Source organism: Rhizobium sp. WYCCWR 11152, assembly GCF_013087615.1.
Taxonomy (GTDB): domain Bacteria; phylum Pseudomonadota; class Alphaproteobacteria; order Rhizobiales; family Rhizobiaceae; genus Rhizobium; species Rhizobium indicum.
Genome location: NZ_JABFCP010000031.1, coordinates 1 through 1988 on the forward strand (window position 1 = coordinate 1; position 1988 = coordinate 1988).

At 57.6% G+C, this 1988-nt stretch carries 1 protein-coding gene; it reads right to left on the reverse strand.

Annotated features, from left to right (window positions below):
* Positions 1 to 100: 100 nt before the first annotated feature.
* Positions 101 to 1988, reverse strand: a 1888-nt coding sequence (locus G9X67_RS34295) for a nucleoside-diphosphate sugar epimerase/dehydratase (RefSeq protein WP_171600739.1), incomplete at its 5' end; no start/stop codon positions are given.

Consider the following 1988-nt stretch of genomic DNA (forward strand, 5'->3'; position numbering starts at 1 on the left):
TCGCCTACATGGTTGCCCTTATTTGTGCGGATCGCGGCAGCACGGGCTTTGCACCAGTCGTTCGGAGCTGACGTCCGGCACCCCTTGAGCCTGCAGCACGCTACAGCGTGCTTTGAATTGTCTGAGGCAGCCGTATTGGCTCGGCGCCGGTGAAAGCCAGATCCGAGACCTCACCCGTTGACGAATAGCCGGAAACAAGCTCCGCCAATGTCGCACGTGCAGCGATCATATCGTTCCGGTCCAACACCGCGTTGAGCGCGTTGAGCCTTCTCGACAACTCGGGCCAGGACAGGAAATCCTCGCGCGCCTTCATAATCCGAGGATGTTCGGTTGTTTCTGGATTATCCCCGATCAACAGTTCTTCAAAGAGCTTCTCGCCGGGCCGAAGGCCGGTAACGGACAGCTCGATATCGCCTTCGGGATTGTCTTCGTCACGGACGGCCAGCCCGGAAAGCTCGACCATCTTGCGGGCGAGATCTGCGATGCGAACCGGCTCTCCCATGTCGAGCAGGAAGACATCTCCGCCCTCGGCCATCGCGCCGGCCTGTATGACGAGTTGAGAAGCCTCCGAAATGGTCATGAAATAACGAGTTATATCAGGATGTGTCAGCGTCACCGGGCCGCCGTCCTTGATCTGCTGCCGGAAAAGCGGCACGACGGATCCGGAGGAGCCGAGGACGTTTCCGAAACGGACCATGGAGAAATTCGTTCGCATTCTGTCGGTCGCCGATTCCGCCGCAAGCGCCTGCAGAACCATCTCCGCCAGCCTCTTGCTGGCGCCCATCACATTTGTCGGACGCACGGCTTTGTCTGTGCTGATCAGCACGAAATTCGAGACGCCGCATTTATTCGCCGCGCGTGCCGCGACCAGCGTACCCATCACATTGTTCTTGATGCCTTCCACGGCATTGTGTTCGACAAGGGGAACATGCTTGTAAGCGGCTGCATGATAGAGCGTCTGAGGTCGCCAGCTCTGCATGACATGTTCCATGCGATCCTGATCGCGGACGGAACACAGAATCGGAACGATCTGCATATTTTCATGCTTGTATAGTTCGGCCAGCTTCTGCAATTCGGCATGGATATTATAAAGCGCAAACTCGTTCTGATCGATGAGGATGAGGCTGGAAGGCCCGGTGCGCAAAATCTGACGACATAGCTCGCCGCCGATCGAGCCGCCAGCACCGGTGACCATCACCACCTTGTTGCGCATCGACTTGTCGAGTAGCTCCTGGCGCGGCGCGACCGCTTCTCTTCCCAGCAGATCTTCGATCTCCAGCTCTCGGATGTCGGAGACGGCGATGCGTCCCTGAGCCAGGGCAGTGAGATCCGGCAACGTGCGAACATTGACCCTGGCTTTACGGATGTGCTCCAGGATTTCGTTGCGACGCTGCCGCGATGCGGAGGGAAGAGCAAGAAGCACGTTGTGCACGCCGAGAGATTCGGCAAGCACCGGAAGATCCGAGGGGTCGTAGATCGGTAAACCACCCATGACGCCGCCCTTGAGACGCGGATCATCATCCAGATAGCCGACGACATTGAGTTCGGCACTGTTGATCAAGGCACCGGCCAGTTGCCGCCCGGCTGTCCCTGCCCCATAGATCAGCACCTTGGCGAGCATATTCTTGTGAAGGATGCGCTGGTAGGCATCCCCGAGCCAGTAGCGGATACTCAACCTCGACAGCCCGATCGCAATCAACAGAAGGAAGGGCTGGAGGATGCCGACGGTTCTCGGAACACCGGGGACGCTGAGTGCTGTAAATATCGTCATGAAGGCGACGCCGTAGATCGCAATCGCCTTCAGAACAGTAATGAAAGCAGCCATATTGGCATAACGGAAGATCGCCCGATACATGCCCATGACGATGAAGATGGGAAGGGCCATACACAGTGAAACGACGACCGGCAACCATTGCACGCCGGTCAGCACCGTCCATTCGTTCAGGCGGAAACAATAGGCCAGCCAGATCGTCAGAACACAAAAGCTG